This is a genomic window from Natronospirillum sp., from assembly GCF_022565775.1.
Taxonomy (GTDB): Bacteria; Pseudomonadota; Gammaproteobacteria; order Pseudomonadales; family Natronospirillaceae; genus Natronospirillum.
Window position 1 is genome coordinate 18109 of sequence record NZ_JAIUMC010000008.1, and the last position, 15150, is coordinate 33258.

General features: G+C 60.3%; 15 protein-coding genes. 9 read left to right on the forward strand and 6 right to left on the reverse strand.

The window, feature by feature from the left end:
* Position 1 precedes the first annotated feature (1 nt).
* Complete coding sequence (locus LAT62_RS03385) at positions 2-661, reverse strand: alpha/beta fold hydrolase (RefSeq protein WP_293378963.1); 660 nt, start codon at positions 659-661, stop codon at positions 2-4.
* 125 nt (positions 662-786) lie between these two features.
* Here LAT62_RS03385 and LAT62_RS03390 point away from each other — a divergent pair, with 125 nt between their 5' ends.
* The 3 genes from LAT62_RS03390 to radA all read left to right on the forward strand — a co-directional run bounded on the left by LAT62_RS03390 (position 787) and on the right by radA (position 3861).
* Complete coding sequence (locus tag LAT62_RS03390) at positions 787-1179, forward strand: thioesterase family protein (protein WP_293378966.1); 393 nt, start codon at positions 787-789, stop codon at positions 1177-1179.
* Between the two features lie 71 nt (positions 1180-1250).
* Positions 1251-2486 (forward strand): EAL domain-containing protein, encoded by a 1236-nt coding sequence (locus LAT62_RS03395; RefSeq protein ID WP_293378969.1) that lies wholly within the window; start codon positions 1251-1253, stop codon positions 2484-2486.
* A 1-nt stretch (position 2487) separates the two neighbouring features.
* Entirely contained in the window at positions 2488-3861 is a 1374-nt protein-coding gene (gene radA, locus LAT62_RS03400; RefSeq protein ID WP_293378972.1) for a DNA repair protein RadA, read from the forward strand.
* A gap of 324 nt (positions 3862-4185) precedes the next feature.
* On the opposite strand, the gene LAT62_RS03405 is transcribed toward radA, so the two are convergent.
* Positions 4186-4995 (reverse strand): cyclic nucleotide-binding domain-containing protein, encoded by an 810-nt coding sequence (locus LAT62_RS03405; protein WP_293378975.1) that lies wholly within the window; start codon positions 4993-4995, stop codon positions 4186-4188.
* Between the two features lie 519 nt (positions 4996-5514).
* Positions 5515-6678 carry an OmpA family protein gene (locus tag LAT62_RS03410; protein ID WP_293378978.1) on the reverse strand — a complete coding sequence of 388 codons (1164 nt, stop codon included), beginning with the start codon at positions 6676-6678 and terminating at the stop codon, positions 5515-5517.
* Positions 6679-6868: 190 nt separating this feature from the next.
* On the opposite strand from LAT62_RS03410, the gene LAT62_RS03415 reads away from it, so the two are divergent.
* From LAT62_RS03415 to LAT62_RS03425, 3 genes are all read left to right on the forward strand, one after another.
* The gene (locus LAT62_RS03415; RefSeq protein WP_293378981.1) at positions 6869-7447 is read left to right on the forward strand and encodes a hypothetical protein; all 579 of its coding nucleotides are present in this window, start codon (positions 6869-6871) and stop codon (positions 7445-7447) included.
* A gap of 85 nt (positions 7448-7532) precedes the next feature.
* On the forward strand, positions 7533-7952 hold the full coding sequence (msrB, locus tag LAT62_RS03420) for a peptide-methionine (R)-S-oxide reductase MsrB (protein WP_293378984.1): 420 nt from the start codon (positions 7533-7535) through the stop codon (positions 7950-7952).
* Complete coding sequence (locus LAT62_RS03425) at positions 7949-8209, forward strand: hypothetical protein (protein WP_293378987.1); 261 nt, start codon at positions 7949-7951, stop codon at positions 8207-8209. The genes msrB and LAT62_RS03425 overlap by 4 nt, the downstream gene beginning before the upstream one ends.
* Here LAT62_RS03425 and LAT62_RS03430 read toward each other — a convergent pair whose 3' ends face one another.
* Both LAT62_RS03430 and LAT62_RS03435 read right to left on the reverse strand, forming a co-directional pair.
* Entirely contained in the window at positions 8210-10171 is a 1962-nt protein-coding gene (locus LAT62_RS03430) for an ATP-dependent helicase (RefSeq protein ID WP_293378990.1), read from the reverse strand.
* Positions 10172-10260: 89 nt separating this feature from the next.
* The gene (locus LAT62_RS03435; protein WP_293378993.1) at positions 10261-10494 is read right to left on the reverse strand and encodes an RSP_7527 family protein; all 234 of its coding nucleotides are present in this window, start codon (positions 10492-10494) and stop codon (positions 10261-10263) included.
* Between the two features lie 144 nt (positions 10495-10638).
* Here LAT62_RS03435 and gcvA point away from each other — a divergent pair, with 144 nt between their 5' ends.
* Complete coding sequence (gene gcvA, locus LAT62_RS03440; protein WP_293379089.1) at positions 10639-11550, forward strand: transcriptional regulator GcvA; 912 nt, start codon at positions 10639-10641, stop codon at positions 11548-11550.
* Positions 11547-13043, forward strand: a complete 1497-nt coding sequence (locus tag LAT62_RS03445) for a methyltransferase domain-containing protein (RefSeq protein WP_293378996.1) — start codon at positions 11547-11549, stop codon at positions 13041-13043. Before gcvA ends, LAT62_RS03445 begins: the two co-directional genes overlap by 4 nt.
* A gap of 13 nt (positions 13044-13056) precedes the next feature.
* On the opposite strand, the gene LAT62_RS03450 is transcribed toward LAT62_RS03445, so the two are convergent.
* A complete protein-coding gene (locus LAT62_RS03450; RefSeq protein WP_293378999.1) occupies positions 13057-13617 on the reverse strand; it encodes a glutathione S-transferase family protein in 561 nt (186 codons plus the stop codon).
* A gap of 210 nt (positions 13618-13827) precedes the next feature.
* Here LAT62_RS03450 and LAT62_RS03455 point away from each other — a divergent pair, with 210 nt between their 5' ends.
* Positions 13828-15144 carry a DEAD/DEAH box helicase gene (locus LAT62_RS03455; RefSeq protein ID WP_293379002.1) on the forward strand — a complete coding sequence of 439 codons (1317 nt, stop codon included), beginning with the start codon at positions 13828-13830 and terminating at the stop codon, positions 15142-15144.
* Positions 15145-15150 lie beyond the last annotated feature (6 nt).

The window sequence follows — 15150 nt, forward strand, 5'->3', positions numbered from 1 at the left end:
TCTAGTCTGTCAGCCTGGCACGCAGCCAGTGGCCGATAACGGTGACTTGCTCCGGGCAGACCGCATGCGGCATCCGAAAGTTCTGATACTCGGCCGGATAACCCCACGCCAGCATCTGTTCATGGGCCTTGCGTCCCAGTACCTCGGGCACCACCGGGTCCTGGGTTCCGTGCTGGATCAGTGTGGGCAGCGCGCTGTTGGCCGGGTGCCGCTCCAGGGTGTCGGCGGTGGCCAGATAGGTCGACAGGGCCATCAGCCCGGCCAGCGGTTCAGGGTGGGACAGGGCGGCCTCATAGGCCACAGCGCCGCCCTGGGAAAATCCGGCGAGCACGATGCGCGAGCAGGGAATGCCGCGGTCATTTTCACGCTTGATCAGGGCCCGCACGGCATCGGCAGATGCCTGCAACTGGCCAAGGTCGACGCGCCGGTCCAGGTTCATTTCCAGAATGTCATACCAGGCGGGCATGCGCATGCCGCCATTGATGGTGACGGGCAGGTCCGGTGCATGCGGAAAGACGAAACGCACTGCCAGGTCCGACAGCCCGAGTTGTGGCACGATCGGCTCGAAATCATGGCCATTGGCGCCCAGGCCGTGCAACCAGATAACGGCATGAGTGGCCTCCCGGGCGGGTTCTATCTCAACGCAGGGCAGCAGTGGCATGTATACTCCAGTGAACAGGGAAACAGGTTGAATTTCAGGCGGCAATGATACCGGAATTGTTCCCTTTCTGTCTGTGACCTATGCTTAGCAGCCACTCTTTCCTTTCAAGCACGGAGTCTCCCAGTATGCTCAAGGAAACTTTTGAGCCCAGGTTCACGGATACAGACGCACTCGGGCATATCAACAATACCCGCATCCCTGTCTGGTTCGAGGGCGCGCGCAGCCCCGTATTCCGTATTTTTACCCCGGATCTCGACGTTCACAACTGGAAGCTGATGCTTGCCCGCTATGAAGTGCAGTTTCATGGTGAACTGTTTTATGGCCAGCCGGTTGAAATCAGAACCTGGATCTCGCGTCTCGGCACCAGTTCCTTCGATGTCTCCCAGGAAGTCTGGCAAAACGGCGAGCGCGGTGCGTCCGGCACCACCGTGATGGTGCATTACGATCATCAGGCGGGAAAGTCAGTTCCGTTGTCGGAAGAACTGCGTGCGGCGCTCAGCGCCCTGAGTGAATCCTGAACGGTGTTTGTTCCCCATTTGCCCAGTCATGATAATCTGTACCGCAACAAGACCAGCTTGCGAGGGTCGTGATGACGGAACAGCAGTTCGGGAAGCAGCAACGCCGCCGGTTTGAACCCGGTGAGGTGATTTTCAGGCAGGGTGAGCCCGGGGAGCATGCCTACATCATCGAACGTGGAGAGGTGGAAATTTCCTACTCGCGGGCCGAAGGTGACGTGCTGCTGGCCAATCTGGGTGAAGGCGAGATCTTCGGCGAAATGGCGTTGATCGACAATGATGTCCGCTCTGCCACGGCGAAAGCCGCCGTGCCGACCGAGGTGTTCGAGGTCGATCTGGAACTGTTTCAGCGTCATGTGCAGACCGCGGAACCCATTCTAAGCTGTGTCATTCAGGCCCTGCTGGATCGTTTTCGGGCGTTTCAGCAGCGGGTCTCCAGTGCTGACCTGGATGTGGATGCACTGGCCCGGCTGTCCAGCGAACCACTGAGCGATGCCCGCCACCAGAGCCCGGTACACCAGCAGGCGCTCACCGAGCTGAAATTCGAGCATGAACTCAAGCGCGCCCTGAGTCCAGATGGCCGCGAGGTGCAGTGTGTCTATCAGCCCATGGTTTCCCTGCAGGATGGCCGCCCGCTGGGGCTGGAGGCGCTGGTACGCTGGTATCATCCCGAGCTGGGCACCCTGGCCCCTGACAGTTTTCTGCCGCTGGCCGCCCGGTCCGGTTTGATGCGCGAACTCGATATCAACAGCCTGCAAAAGGCTTGCGAGTTTCTGCACAAGATAGACACTGAAACGAATTGGACGTCGCTGTTCATGGCCGTCAATCTGTCTGGTGACCACTTGAGTGACGACCGCATCGTGATGGCCGTCAAGCAGGCACTCGAAACACATCATCTGGAGCCTCATCGGCTCAAGCTGGAGGTGACCGAGAGCGAACTGGTGCGGGAGCCCGAGCGGGCCCGGGAAATTCTGCTGGAACTGAAAGCCCTGGGTGTCAATCTGGCTCTGGATGACTTCGGCACCGGCTATTCGAGTCTCAGCTACCTGAATCGCTTCCCCATCGACCAGTTGAAAATTGACCGCACTTTTATCAAGACGCTGACCACCAGTGAGCAGAGTCAGGACATCGTGCGTGCCATCCTCAGCCTGGCCAGCGCGTTCGGGCAGCATACCGTGGCGGAGGGCATCGAACACCCGGATCAGGTGGCCCGTTTGCTGGAAATGGGGTGTGACGTCGGTCAGGGTTACTGGTTCTCCCGTCCGCTGCCGCCCGAGGCCCTGATACGCTGGCTGGAAGATCGGACCTGACATGGTAAAGAAAAGAGAGACCGCTTTTGTCTGCACCGAGTGTGGTGCCGAATACTCCAAATGGCAGGGCCAGTGCTCCGAGTGCAAGACCTGGAACACCATTCAGGAATTCCGTCCGGCCAAGGCCACGGTAGCGGCCCGTCGCCAGGGCTTTGCCGGCACGCTGGCCGAGGTGCGCCAACTGAGCGAGGTCGACCTCGCGGAGGTGCCGCGACTGAGTACCGGTATCAACGAATTTGATCGGGTACTGGGCGGTGGTCTGGTGCCGGGCTCGGCCGTGCTGGTCGGTGGCCACCCGGGGGCCGGCAAGTCCACGCTGCTGCTGCAGACGCTGTGCGCTCTGGCTAGGCAGTACCGGGTGCTTTATGTGACCGGTGAAGAAAGCCTGCAGCAGATAGCCATGCGCGCCCGGCGGCTCAACCTGCCGACTGAAGGCGTCCACATCATGGCCGAGACCAATGTGGCTGCCATCCTGGATCAGGCCGAGACGCTGCGCCCGGACATTCTGCTGGTCGACTCTATTCAGGTCGTGCACCACCCGGATATCGAATCAGCCCCCGGGTCAGTCACGCAGGTCCGTGAAACGGCGGCCATGCTGACCCAGTATGCCAAGCGCAGCCAGGCCGCGTTGTTCCTGATCGGACATGTCACCAAGGACGGCTCTCTGGCCGGGCCCAAGGTGCTGGAGCACATGATTGACTGTTCGGTGATGCTGGAAAGTGCCCACGACAGCCGATTTCGTACCCTGCGCTCGATCAAGAACCGCTTCGGCGCGGTCAACGAGTTGGGCGTGTTTGCCATGCTCGAACAGGGCCTCAAGGAAGTCACCAACCCCAGTTCCATTTTTCTCAACCGGCAGGCGGAAGCCACACCGGGCTCACTGGTGACCGTGCTCTGGGAGGGCACCCGCCCGCTGCTGGTTGAACTGCAGGCACTGGTCGATGACACCACCGGGGGCTACCCCAAGCGGGTGACACTCGGGCTGGATCAGAACCGGCTGGCCATGATGCTGGCTGTATTGCACCGCCACGGTGGCATCTTTACCGGCGATCAGGATGTGTATCTGAATGTGGTCGGTGGCGTGAAGGTCACGGAAACAAGCGCCGATCTGGCCAGCCTGCTCGCCATTCTGTCGAGCCTGAAGAATCGGTCATGGCCGAAAGATCTGTGTGTGTTCGGCGAGGTGGGGTTGTCGGGCGAGGTGCGCCCAGTGCCTTCAGGCCAGGAGCGGGTCAGTGAAGCGGCCAAGCACGGCTTCACCCACATTGTGGTGCCAAAGTCGAATGTGCCGCGCAAGGCGATCAGGGATGTCGAGGTGATAGCGGTCAGCAGTCTACAGCAGGCGCTGTCAGCGGTGGAACATCTGATGCAGTAGGGGATTGAACCGCTTGAAGAAGGGTCTGCCTTCAGGGAAGACGAGTTTAGGAAATCCTTTTCCAAGTTATGCGTCCTGCAGACATGCCTGTCATTGGGCCGTCCTGTACAGCCCGATCCCGAGCTCTACGTTTGCTGGCCTGTCCCTTCCGGTGGGACGATGTATCCTGCCAAGTCCGATGAAGATAATCACGTCCTGTGAACAGCGTCCTGCCGTCGTTTCCCCGTGCTCTTCTTGAGCACATGAGCAAGATAACAGCATGAGGTCGGAGATGTGATAGCGATTTTCGGTCAAGCCGTGTAAGACATTCGCTATAGTTGAGTGTCAGTCCTGACTTTCAGCCACCGCGCTGTCACGACTGTAGGCCTGGAGCCGGCCATTGAGGTCGTTGATGGCGCGGGCCATGTTCTCCATCAGGGTGACTGCCGTCTCGGGGTGCTGCTGAATCAGGCCCTGAAAGTCTTCCTGGGGCACTGCGGCCACCAGAACATCGTCACGTGCGACGACGGTCGCGGTGCGGGGTGTTCCGCAGAGCATGGCCATGGCGCCGAACAGTTCTCCGGGGGGCACTTCGCCCACCACCACGCCGCCGCGATAGACATCGGCGTGGCCCTGCACCATATGGTAGACCTCGCCGGCAGGATCACCTTCACGAATAATGGTATCGCCCGCCGAAAATTGCAGAAATCCGGTATTGCCCTGATCTCCGGTGGTCTCGGACAACAGGCCCTGCTGCGCAAAGCTGAGTTGCGTCAGCAGGAAGGCGGTCCACTGGGCAGCCCGTTTCTTGCTCTCGTGCAGATACTTCAGTACCCGGTCTACTTCATACAAGGCGACTTCGCTGGGGGCCTGCGCTACCTGCGACAGGTCGGGCAGGCCATAACCGCTGGTCAGTCCGAAGAGATCACCGGGGCCATACTCGATGACGGCCTGCTCTTCCAGCAGCCCCCGAATCACGCCTTGGCGCAGCCAGCTCCAGTTTTCGGAGCGCTGGGCAACGGACAGGGACTCACCCGGCTGCAGCGTTACAACCTCATCAGGATCACCCAACTGCAGAAAAAGCAGCTCATTCAGTTGGTTGAGGCGCGTCGCCAGTTGTTGCGAGAGTTCGGATTGTACCGCCAGTAAATGCATGATCGTCCCGGACGTATTATTGTCGTCTACCTGTTTTTGTAGTCATAGTAGCAGCGCTTGGCAAGCAAAGGTATGAACCAGTTTGCAAACCACACATTTATGCAAAGAACCGCAGCACAGACTCGACATTGAATTACGCACTGTAACCAATCTGCACAATAGAGCTGCTATTCCTGTTCTAAGCTCAATTGCACGAAAGGTCAACAGGAGGTTGTCTCATGCTATCCCCCAATGTATTGCTCCATAGTGCCCAGCCCGTGGTGCGTCGTCAGGTCGAGTCGGCGCTGCTGAACAAGATGCCCAATGCCAGCCTGTTCGAAGCCACAGACTGGAGCGCGGTCGAGGCGCTGGCCGAGCAGCACGATCTCGACATCGTGCTGCTGAGCAGCAGTCGGGAAGTGCCGGCAGAGGCAGAAACCCTTGCCATACTGCGTCGCCTGCAGCCCACTGCGCGCATGATTCTGTTGACCCTGGATCCGTTGCCGGCTCGCCTCAACCCTGTGCTGGACACACTGGATATCAGTCAGGTGTCTCTGCGCTATCTTGCGGCAACTCTGTTGCGTCCGGTAGCAGCCGGGTCCCCTGACTTTGCCGCAGGCGCAGCACTCTCTGCTCTATCGGCGGGTAAAGCATCAGTTCGACACGGCGATTTGCCGCCTCACGCGGGTCGCTGGTGAGCGGGCGAGTGCTGGCATAGCCCACGGCCCGCAGCCGCTCCGGATCAATGCCGGCAGCCTCCAGCGCGGCAACGGTCGCTGCGGCCCGAATGGCAGACAGGCCCCAGTTGTCCCTGATGTCGGCGGTGGCAGACTGGACCAGAGGCAATGCATCCGTGTGACCCTCAACCGTGATGCCGTAGTCGGGCAGCGCCTGCAGCAGCTCTGCCACTTCGCGCACCCGTTGCTCGCCTTCTGCCGACAACTGCGTGGCGCCGCTGTCGAACAGGGCCACCTCATCCAGCGACAGCAGGGTGGTGCCCTCGGTCAGTTCAGTGATCAGGGTCTCTGAAAGGTCCTGCCATTGGCGCTGCAGGGTGGTCAGCGCTTCTCGCTCGACCGCAAGCTGCTGTTCGAAGTGGGCCAGTTGCTGCTCGAAGCGAATGCCATGCGTGCCCGCCAGTTCTCCGTCAAGGCCGGCCTGCAGCAACGCGGCTCTGAGTCGGGCCCGCTCGCTGTCATGCGCCTGTTGCTGCTGATTCAGGCGGGTCCGCAGGTCGCGAATCTCGGATTCAGCGTCGGCCAGATCGTCGGCCTGAACCTGATAGCGGTCATCCAGAGCGGCATAGCGTTGCCGCAAGGCGGCGATGTCATTCTGCAAATCACCCAGTGACCCGGCACTCAACTGGGCTGTTTCAACCTGTTCGCGCACCCGGTCGGCGATGTCGCGAACCTCCGCACGCACGGCATCGCGGGATTCGCGCAGAGCAGCCAGTTCTCCCTGATGCTGTTCAACCAGGGCATCCCGCTCGGCTTCAGCTTCTGCCTGCAACGCCTGGGTGGCCTGTTCGCCCTGGCCTTGGCCGACTGAAAAACCCAGGCCATAGCCCATTCCCAGCAGCAACAGGGCAACCAAAAGGATGAACAGCAGCGGCGAGCGAAAGGTGCTGCGGCGCTGACTGACAGAGTTCAGCCACCAGCGACGGGCCGAATCAATCCGGGATGTGAGGCGGGTGCTCGGTTTCATGGCTGCGAGTCTAGCATGCTGCCCGCCGGCGGCGGCAGAGATCAACGTGATCTGGTGCACGGACCGGCAGAAAATTTACGCACTGGTACGGGATGTGCTTGGTAAGCTGTTCATGGCCTCGCAGTCAGAAAACTGACGGGGTGTGCCCGCAAGGTTAATGATGGATGGCAAAAAAGGTCTCACAGTGCACTTGAAGCTGAGCCACAATTTCAGTATCCGCTGCCTTGGTCTGCTGGTCGGCCTGAGCCTGGGCTCCGCGGCGTCGGCAGTCGAATTTCGGTTTGATCCCTATCGTTTGTGGCAGGGCCTGGAAGGCTATACCGGTGGCGATCAGGCCGTGATGTTCGATATTGCCATCGATGTGCCGCTGGAAAACAGCATGTGGGGGCCGCAGTACAGCTACTATCAGGATGACGGCGGTACCTTTCATGCGCTGGGTGTGCAATGGACCCGCATGATGGAGCGCGAGTCCGGTTTCTACTATGGGGCCGGACTCAACTGGTTGAGCATCGTGCCCGACAGTGATTTCGAAGATGAACTGGCCGATGTCTGCCGGCCACTGGTGCCGCTCAATGCCCAGGGCCGCTGGGGATACCGCTGGCAGTTCAATCCGGTGTTCAATGTGCAGCTTGGCCTGACGGTATCGGCGGGGGAAGTGACGGCCCGTCAGGGTGAGCGCTGTGTGACCGACGGCGAAGAAGTGGACCTGGGCACGATACAGAACTTTGTGGACCCGCGGCTGGACTTCAAGTTTTCTTTCCGGCTTTGATACCGACTGATCAGACGGGCGCTCTTGTATCACTGGCCGGGTCTTTGTAAAGTCTGGCCACATCGTTGAGAAGGCGCATTGGGCCATGAGCAGGGTTGAAAAAAGCGACGCGGAATGGCGGAAAGCACTGACCGAGGACAGTTATCGGGTGGCCCGTCAGGCCGGCACCGAACGGCCCTTCACCGGGGAGTACTGGGATCTGTTCAAACCCGGTACCTATCACTGCATCTGCTGTGATGCACCTCTGTTTACCCATGACACCAAATTCGATGCCGGTTGCGGCTGGCCCTCGTTCAGTGATGTGATGGCCAGCGACCGGGTGATCAAGCGTGACGACCGCAGTCTGGGCATGCATCGGGTCGAGGTGCTGTGCGCCACCTGTGATGCCCATCTGGGGCATGTCTTTCCGGATGGCCCGGCGCCGACCGGGCAACGCTACTGCATCAATTCGGTGTCGCTGCGGTTCAAACCGGGCACAGCGGCTACAGAGGGCTCCGATTCGTGATTGTGACCTACCTGATTCTGTTTGCCATTCTTCTGGCCTCGCCGGCGTTGTGGTTTCGCTGGTGGCACTTCAGCCGTTTTTCGGCCTACGCCTGGGGCATGCTGGTGTTCATGGCCTGCTTCGGTGTGGTGTACATGGGTTTCGGAGAAGTGGTCTGGGGGCACACGATCGGTCTGTTCGTCTTTGTGCTGATTCTGTCGGTCGCCAAGCGGATGCATGCCCGCAAACGGGCGGATGAGGCGGCTGAAACCGAGTAGTCAACGGGCCTTGTCGAGCCCCAGTTCCTGCACAAAGGCACTCTGCTCCTGCCAGTCTTTGGGGGTCAGCAGGTGCAGTTCCTCTCTGGCGCGTGTGATACCTACGTATAGCAGGCGTCGCTCTCCTTCTTCATCGACCGGCAGACGCAGATGCCCCTCCGGGCGATAGGGATAAAAGTGCCGGTTCAGCCCGGGAATGATCACCCGCCGCCACTCTCTGCCTTTTGCCTTGTGCAAACTGGTCAGGCGCACCGCCGGCACAGTGTCCGATTGCGCCTGGCGCTGGGTCAGCAGGTCATTCAACCAGCTCATCACCTCTACTGCCGGTCTGTCATGCTGGCGCATGAAGGTAAGAAAACCGCGCACGGTCTCCTTCTGCTCGTCGGCCTGCTGGGCAGAAAAAGCACTTTCATCGAAACTGTTCAGGTAATCGGTCTGGTTCAGCCAACTGCTGAACAGCCGACTGGCGGTTACTTGTGGCTGTTCTGTCAGGCGGATGACATCAGCACGCAGAGCCAGTTGGTCCTGCTGCCAGTAAGACAGCCGGTCGGGCAGGCTGGCCATCAGGGCGCGATAGGGCGGCAGGTCTGACCGGGCAGCGGCCTGTGCCACTTCACGCAGTATCTTGCGCTGAATCTTCGGAAAGGGCTGGCTCAGCAGGCAGTGCCAGAGCTCAAAGCGCTGCTCCGGAGTGGCCGTCTGCAATTCTCCCCCAGCCAGGCGGAGCAGGGCCAGCAGTGGGCGCAGCTCACTGCGTTGCAGCACTGAACCGCCGTGTTCCAGCTCGAACGGCACCTGATCGGTCAGCAGTTGCAGTTCCAGTCTGCCCGCCTGGGCCCAAAGGCGGTGCAGAATGGCGACATCATGGAGCTCTCCTTCGGCGGCCCAGCGCTGCAACAGGGTCGTGATGGCGGCGACTTCGTCGTCCGTCTGCTGCAGGTGTACCTGCGTCGACGCGGCCCCAGGGTGAGCGCGGGTCTGCACCGCTTCACGCTGCCGGTTGTGGGCAATCAGGGCATTGGCGATGCGGGCGAGCTCCGGGCCATAACGAAAGCTGGCGCTCAGGGTGCGCGTCTCTGCAGTCGGATACCGCTCGGGAAAATGATGCAGCATGAAGGTCGGACTGGAGCCGCGGAATTCATAGATGGTTTGATCCGGGTCACCGACGATGGTTACCGTGGCTCGAGTGCCGGCCACCGTGTCCAGCAGCAGGTGCTGACAGGCATTGATGTCCTGGAACTCGTCGACAATGACGTGGTCGAGATGATCGGCAAAGCGGGCGGCTAGCTCGGGGTTTTGCGCAAACAGCCGGACCGGGTCGTGAAGCATGTCGGCATAGGTGATTCGGCGATGTTCCTTGCGCCACTGCTCCAGCCGATTGTAGACCCGGATAAAGGGCTGGGCCTGCAGGTTCAGGTTGAGCTGGTCAAACACGATGTCCGGGGAGTCCAGCCCGGATTTCACCCGCTCGATGAAATTCATCGCCGGCTCGACCCATTTGCGCCGGTTGGCCTGAATGTCCTGCGCCTGCTCTCCGGTGGTGGCCAGCTCCTGCAGCCAGTGCCAGATTCTGGGTTCCAGGTCGCGGTCACTCATGATGTCACCCTGCCACGCTGGCAGGTCGCCGGTGCTGACCAGGGTGCGATAGATGCTCAGTCCCAGCGCATGAAAGGTGCGCACGTCGGGCAATGTGCCCTGGCGTTGGCGCGAGAAGCGGCCGAGGAAGTCGTTGCGTGCGGTGCGGTTGTACATGAGCACCAGCAGGCGGCGCGGGTTGACGCCGTCATCGAGCAGTGCGTTGGCCTGTGCCAGCAATGTTGCCGTCTTGCCGGATCCGGCAACGGCAATGACTCGCTGGTGGTGATGTCGACCGGACACCACTGCCTGTTGCTCGTCAGTCAGTGCGGGCGCAGTTGCTGCGCCGGCAACAGGCAGGGGTTGGGATGCAATGCTCTGGTTCACGATGCCCGCAGGATTGAAAAAACCGGCAGGCAGAATAACGGAAAAGCGGGTCGGGTGCACTCGCCCCCGGGAGAGCCCTGAGCTCGCTCTCAGGCCTGCCGCGAAACCTTGCTCAGTGACTGCAGGGTATCACCCAGTTGAGTCAGGCCGCGACCGGTGACCGCGCCGAGAAACAGTAGAGCGGTGCGGACGCTTTGGCCAACAACCTTTACACTGTCAAAGAAGGCTTCAGAGCGCATGCGACGCGCCTGTTCTTCATAATACATAATGTCCAGGTTGCCGAACCGGTCTACAACGATATTGGGTTCAAAGTCTTTACTCATTTCAGGTCTCCATCAACCGGTTAACAATTTTGGCAGGCCGCTTCTGTTTGGCCTGCATACCGGTATGATAAGGATCGCCTGCAGGGTCACAAACGATCGTTTCTCAACTGGTAGGTGAATAAAATTCATCTGTAGGGGTTTGCTATCAAGCGTCTTCCGCCACTGAACAGTCTGCGCAGCTTCGAGGCTGCAGCGCGCATGGGCAGTTTCCAGAAAGCTGCCGGTGAGCTGCATGTCACCCCGTCTGCGGTCAGCCATCAGGTGAAATCGCTGGAAACCTTTCTGGAGCTTGATCTGTTCATCCGCCAGACCCGTCGCGTGGAGCTGACGTCGGCGGGCCGGGCCTACCTGAAAACAGTGCAAAAGGCACTGCGCAGTATTGAAACAGCCACTCAGAAGCTGCTGAGTGAGCACGGCAGCGGAGAGTTGCGCCTGGCCGTGGCCCCAGCTTTTCTGACCCGCTGGTTGCTGCCACGCATGAGCCGGTTTTATGACGAGCACCCCAATATCGAATTGGATATCTCGGCGTCTACCGGGCTGATTGATTTTCCCCACAGCAGCATGGACATGGCCGTCTACTACGGGGATGGCGAGTGGGATGATGTCACCTGCCATTTTCTCAAGTCATCAGAACTGGTGCCGGTGTGCTCGCCCGAGCTGCTGGAACGACATCCGATTGACCAGCCTGAAGACCTCGGTTGGCACACATTGCTGCATGTCAGCAAGCGGCCGGAAGACTGGCCCATGTGGTTTGAAGCGGCGGGGGCCACCTACAAGGAGCGGCGCAAAAGCATGATGCTGTCCAGTTCGCTGCTGACTACGGGGGCAGCGGCAAGGGGATTGGGCGTCGCGCTGGCCGACATCAACCTGATAACCGAAGAAATCCAGTCCGGGCAACTGGTGATTCCGCTCGATATCACGCTGAGCAAGGGCAAGTCCTTCTATCTGGTCTACGAGAAAGACCGACCCATGACCTATGCCATGCGCGAGTTTCGGGACTGGATCATGGCGGCCATGGCCAAGGATGCGCTGACCGCCAGGGCAGAGTGGTTATGAGTCAGTTGTTCGGCAAGGCCTACTGGCAGCGCGCCACCCCCGGGAATTTCGGTGAATTGCTGGCGCAGGATCCGACCCTGCAGGCCCTCAACGAGGCCGAGCTGCAGGAGATCGAAGACCACCTTCCGGATTTGCAGGGCTATCAGGTACTGGACCTGGGGGCCGGCAGTGGCCGCTTCACCGGTCGGCTGGCCGCGCGGGCAGACCGGGTAACGGCTCTGGACCTGTCCGAGGGCGCCCTGGCTGAAAACCGGAGCCGCCATGCTGACCTCACCAATATCGACTATCAACTGGGCGATGCGGTACAGGCTGATCTGGGTCGGCAGCGCCATGACCTGGTATTCAGCAACTGGTTGCTGATGTACCTGGAGGAGGAGGACAACCATCGTCTGCTGAGCAATCTCTACCAAAGTCTGAAGCCTGGTGGCTGGCTGTTCGTGCGTGAAAGCTGCCGAACGCCGGACACCGGCTGGCGCCGATTGCTGGCGCAGGGGCGCTTCTGGCGGCAACCCCCGGTGCCCCGACTGGCATTGCAGCATGTGCCTGTGCCGCTGTGGCAGCGCTGGCGCTTCCTGTGGCCGGGCCGACGCCGCGTGCTGGCGCACCGACCGGCGGAGCAATATCAGAACTGGTTTGCCGCCAGCGGATTCGAATTGATCGACAGCGGCCATCTGAGCAGCTATGAAGCCGCTTATGAAACGCTGCAGCAGAATTTCTGGCTGTTGCGCAGACCCGCGGCGAACTATGGCGAGGCAGCCGCTGACGCCGAGAATAGCGTCGGGGATGGCATTTTTGCGTCACCAAGAGCGTGGACCTTCGGTGGGGAAACCTGGCGCAGCTTTGACGACCACATCCGTCGGTCGATTCCGTTCTACGACCAGCTCCATGAACTGATCTGCGGTCTGGCCTCGGACCTGGCCCGACCCGGTGGCTGGATCTATGAGCTGGGCTGCTCGACTGGCGCACTGGCAGAGCGGCTCAGTCAGGCCTGTCCGGACAGCCGTATCTGTGGGGTTGATGCCGAGCCGACCATGGTGGCTGCTGCCCAGCGTCGTCGTCATGACAATCTGGAATACCACTGCGCCGATATCCGGAACTATCCGTTGCAGCCTGCAACCGGGCAGGACGCATCACCGAATGATCTGGTGATTCTCTGCTATACCCTGCAGTTTGTCCCGATGACAGATCGTCTGCCGCTGCTGCAACGACTCTGTGCCGGGCTGAGGCCGGGCGGCGGGTTGATACTGGCGGAGAAAGTTATCCGCCGGGACCCCGACTTCGAGACCAGATGCCGGCGGGTGCATCATGCGTTCAAGCGAAGTCAGGGCTACACCCAGGCGGAAATCGACGCCAAGGATCGAAGTCTGGACGGGGTGCTGGTGCCCCTGTCCGAGGATGACAACGAGCAACTGTTGCGTCAGGCCGGGTTCACGTCGGTGCAACCCGTGTTCGAGAACACCAGTTTCAAGGCCTGGTTGGCCCTCCGGCCCTGAGCAACAGCATCGCTTATTGCGGCGGTGGTGCGGTGGCCTTGAATTCGTCGCGCGCAGACGCCTCCTTCAACCATTGCGTCAACGTCGGGTAGGCACTGAAATCAAACCGCTGCCGGTAGATGGCCCAGTCCATGAAGCAGGCCAGGCGGATGCTGCCGTCATTCCATTGCAGACCCCGCTCCGCTGCCAGTGCTTCCAGCGCCTCGACGGTGGTGCGAATGCGTCCCGACTGCCGCTTCAGATAGTCATTGCTCTGCGGGTCTACGCCGGAGCGCTCCAGCAGAAACACATTGATGGTCGCATCCAGCGCGGTATTGCACAGGCAGAAGAGATCATACTGCTGCACATCGGCCATCCAGGCCTGACCGGCCCGTTCGCGCACATACTTGAGAATACTCGCGGAATCATGCAGCCGGACATTGCCATCCTCCATGAAGGGCACGCGCTGCGCCGGTGATTGTTTTGCACTGGCGGCGTGGTCGGTTTCGGTCAGGGTAAACTCGGTGCCGGTCTCCGACAGAGCGATTCGGCAATGGCGCACGTAGGGTGAAGTGTAGCTGCCAAACAGCTGCATGGTGGTCTCCTGTGTTTCATTGTTGTGCTGGCCCGAAAGGGCTCGACTGGGCAATATGCGCTGCTGCCGACAATTCGTCAATCCGGGACCAATGCTGGCTATTTTCCGACGAGTCGCGTAGACTTCGCGCGAATTCCCGCCCGGAGTCAGATGTACCCAAACCATTGTACTCGCGCGCGGACCCAACCCGTGACACTTTTCGAGAGTACTATGTCATTTGATTCCCTCGGCTTGTCTTCAAGCCTGCTTGATGCCGTTCGTCAGAAAGGTTATACCCAACCATCCCCCATTCAGGCCAAAGCCATTCCCGCTGTTCTTCAGGGCCGTGATGTCATGGCGGCAGCCCAGACCGGCACCGGTAAAACGGCCGGCTTTACGCTTCCTCTGTTGCAACGCCTGTCTGAAGGCCAGCGCGCACAGCCCAGGTCGGTGCGGGCACTTGTGCTGACGCCAACCCGCGAGCTGGCGGCACAGGTCGAAGACAGCATCAAGGCCTATGGCCGACACCTGCCGCTGCGCTCTGCCGTGGTGTTTGGTGGCGTCGGTATTCATCCGCAGATTGCGGCGCTGAAAAAAGGTGTGGATATTCTGGTGGCGACACCGGGTCGTCTGCTGGACCTGTGCCAGCAGAACGCATTGCACTTCCGTGAACTGGAAATTCTGGTGCTGGACGAAGCCGACCGCATGCTCGACATGGGCTTTATTCACGACATACGACGTGTCATCAAGATGCTGCCCAATGAGCGCCAGAACCTTATGTTTTCGGCGACGTTTTCCGATGATATCCGCAAACTGGCGCGCACCATCGTGCGTGACCCGGTGGAAGTGGATGTCAGCCCGCGCAACTCCACGGCCGAACTGGTGGTGCAGACTATCTTTCCGGTCGACAAGAAGCGCAAGCCGGCCTTGCTGAGTCATTTGATTCGGGATCGCAAGTGGCACCAGGTACTGGTGTTTTCACGCACCAAGCATGGCGCCAACAAGCTGGTCAAAATGCTGGAAGCCGATGGCATCCGGTCTGCCGCCATTCATGGCAACAAGAGCCAGACGGCACGCACCAAGGCATTGGCAGATTTCAAGGCAGGCAAGGTCACCACGCTGGTGGCAACTGACATTGCCGCGCGCGGTATTGATATCCAGCAACTGCCGCAGGTGGTCAACTTCGACCTGCCGAATGTGTCCGAAGATTATGTACACCGGATTGGTCGTACGGGCCGCGCGGGCGCCAATGGCCATGCGTATTCGCTGGTCAGCGCGGACGAATTCGATGACCTCAAGGGCATCGAGCGTCTGATCAAGCGGACCTTGAAACGCGAACAGATTGATGGCTTCGAGCCGTTGAACAACCTGCCTGCCTCACCCGATCCGACGCAGGCGCGCCGCGGCGGCCAGGGTCAGCCTCGACGCAATGGCGGTGGCAACAACAACGGTGGCCGCAACAACTCGGGCCGCTCGCAGCAGCGGCGCAGTGACAACAATGGCGGCAGTCGCAACAGCAGTGGCAACCGCCGCCGTCAGGTAGCCTAGAGCAAG

What these genes read in the sequence shown, in the direction of transcription:
- LAT62_RS03385 (WP_293378963.1), bottom strand. Translation starts at nt 661, where the DNA reads ATGCCACTGCTGCCCTGCGTTGAGATAGAACCCGCCCGGGAGGCCACT.
- LAT62_RS03390 (WP_293378966.1), top strand. Translation starts at nt 787, where the DNA reads ATGCTCAAGGAAACTTTTGAGCCCAGGTTCACGGATACAGACGCACTC.
- LAT62_RS03395 (WP_293378969.1), top strand. Translation starts at nt 1,251, where the DNA reads ATGACGGAACAGCAGTTCGGGAAGCAGCAACGCCGCCGGTTTGAACCC.
- radA (WP_293378972.1), top strand. Translation starts at nt 2,488, where the DNA reads ATGGTAAAGAAAAGAGAGACCGCTTTTGTCTGCACCGAGTGTGGTGCC.
- LAT62_RS03405 (WP_293378975.1), bottom strand. Translation starts at nt 4,995, where the DNA reads ATGCATTTACTGGCGGTACAATCCGAACTCTCGCAACAACTGGCGACG.
- LAT62_RS03410 (WP_293378978.1), bottom strand. Translation starts at nt 6,678, where the DNA reads ATGAAACCGAGCACCCGCCTCACATCCCGGATTGATTCGGCCCGTCGC.
- msrB (WP_293378984.1), top strand. Translation starts at nt 7,533, where the DNA reads ATGAGCAGGGTTGAAAAAAGCGACGCGGAATGGCGGAAAGCACTGACC.
- LAT62_RS03435 (WP_293378993.1), bottom strand. Translation starts at nt 10,494, where the DNA reads ATGAGTAAAGACTTTGAACCCAATATCGTTGTAGACCGGTTCGGCAAC.
- LAT62_RS03445 (WP_293378996.1), top strand. Translation starts at nt 11,547, where the DNA reads ATGAGTCAGTTGTTCGGCAAGGCCTACTGGCAGCGCGCCACCCCCGGG.
- LAT62_RS03450 (WP_293378999.1), bottom strand. Translation starts at nt 13,617, where the DNA reads ATGCAGCTGTTTGGCAGCTACACTTCACCCTACGTGCGCCATTGCCGA.
- LAT62_RS03455 (WP_293379002.1), top strand. Translation starts at nt 13,828, where the DNA reads ATGTCATTTGATTCCCTCGGCTTGTCTTCAAGCCTGCTTGATGCCGTT.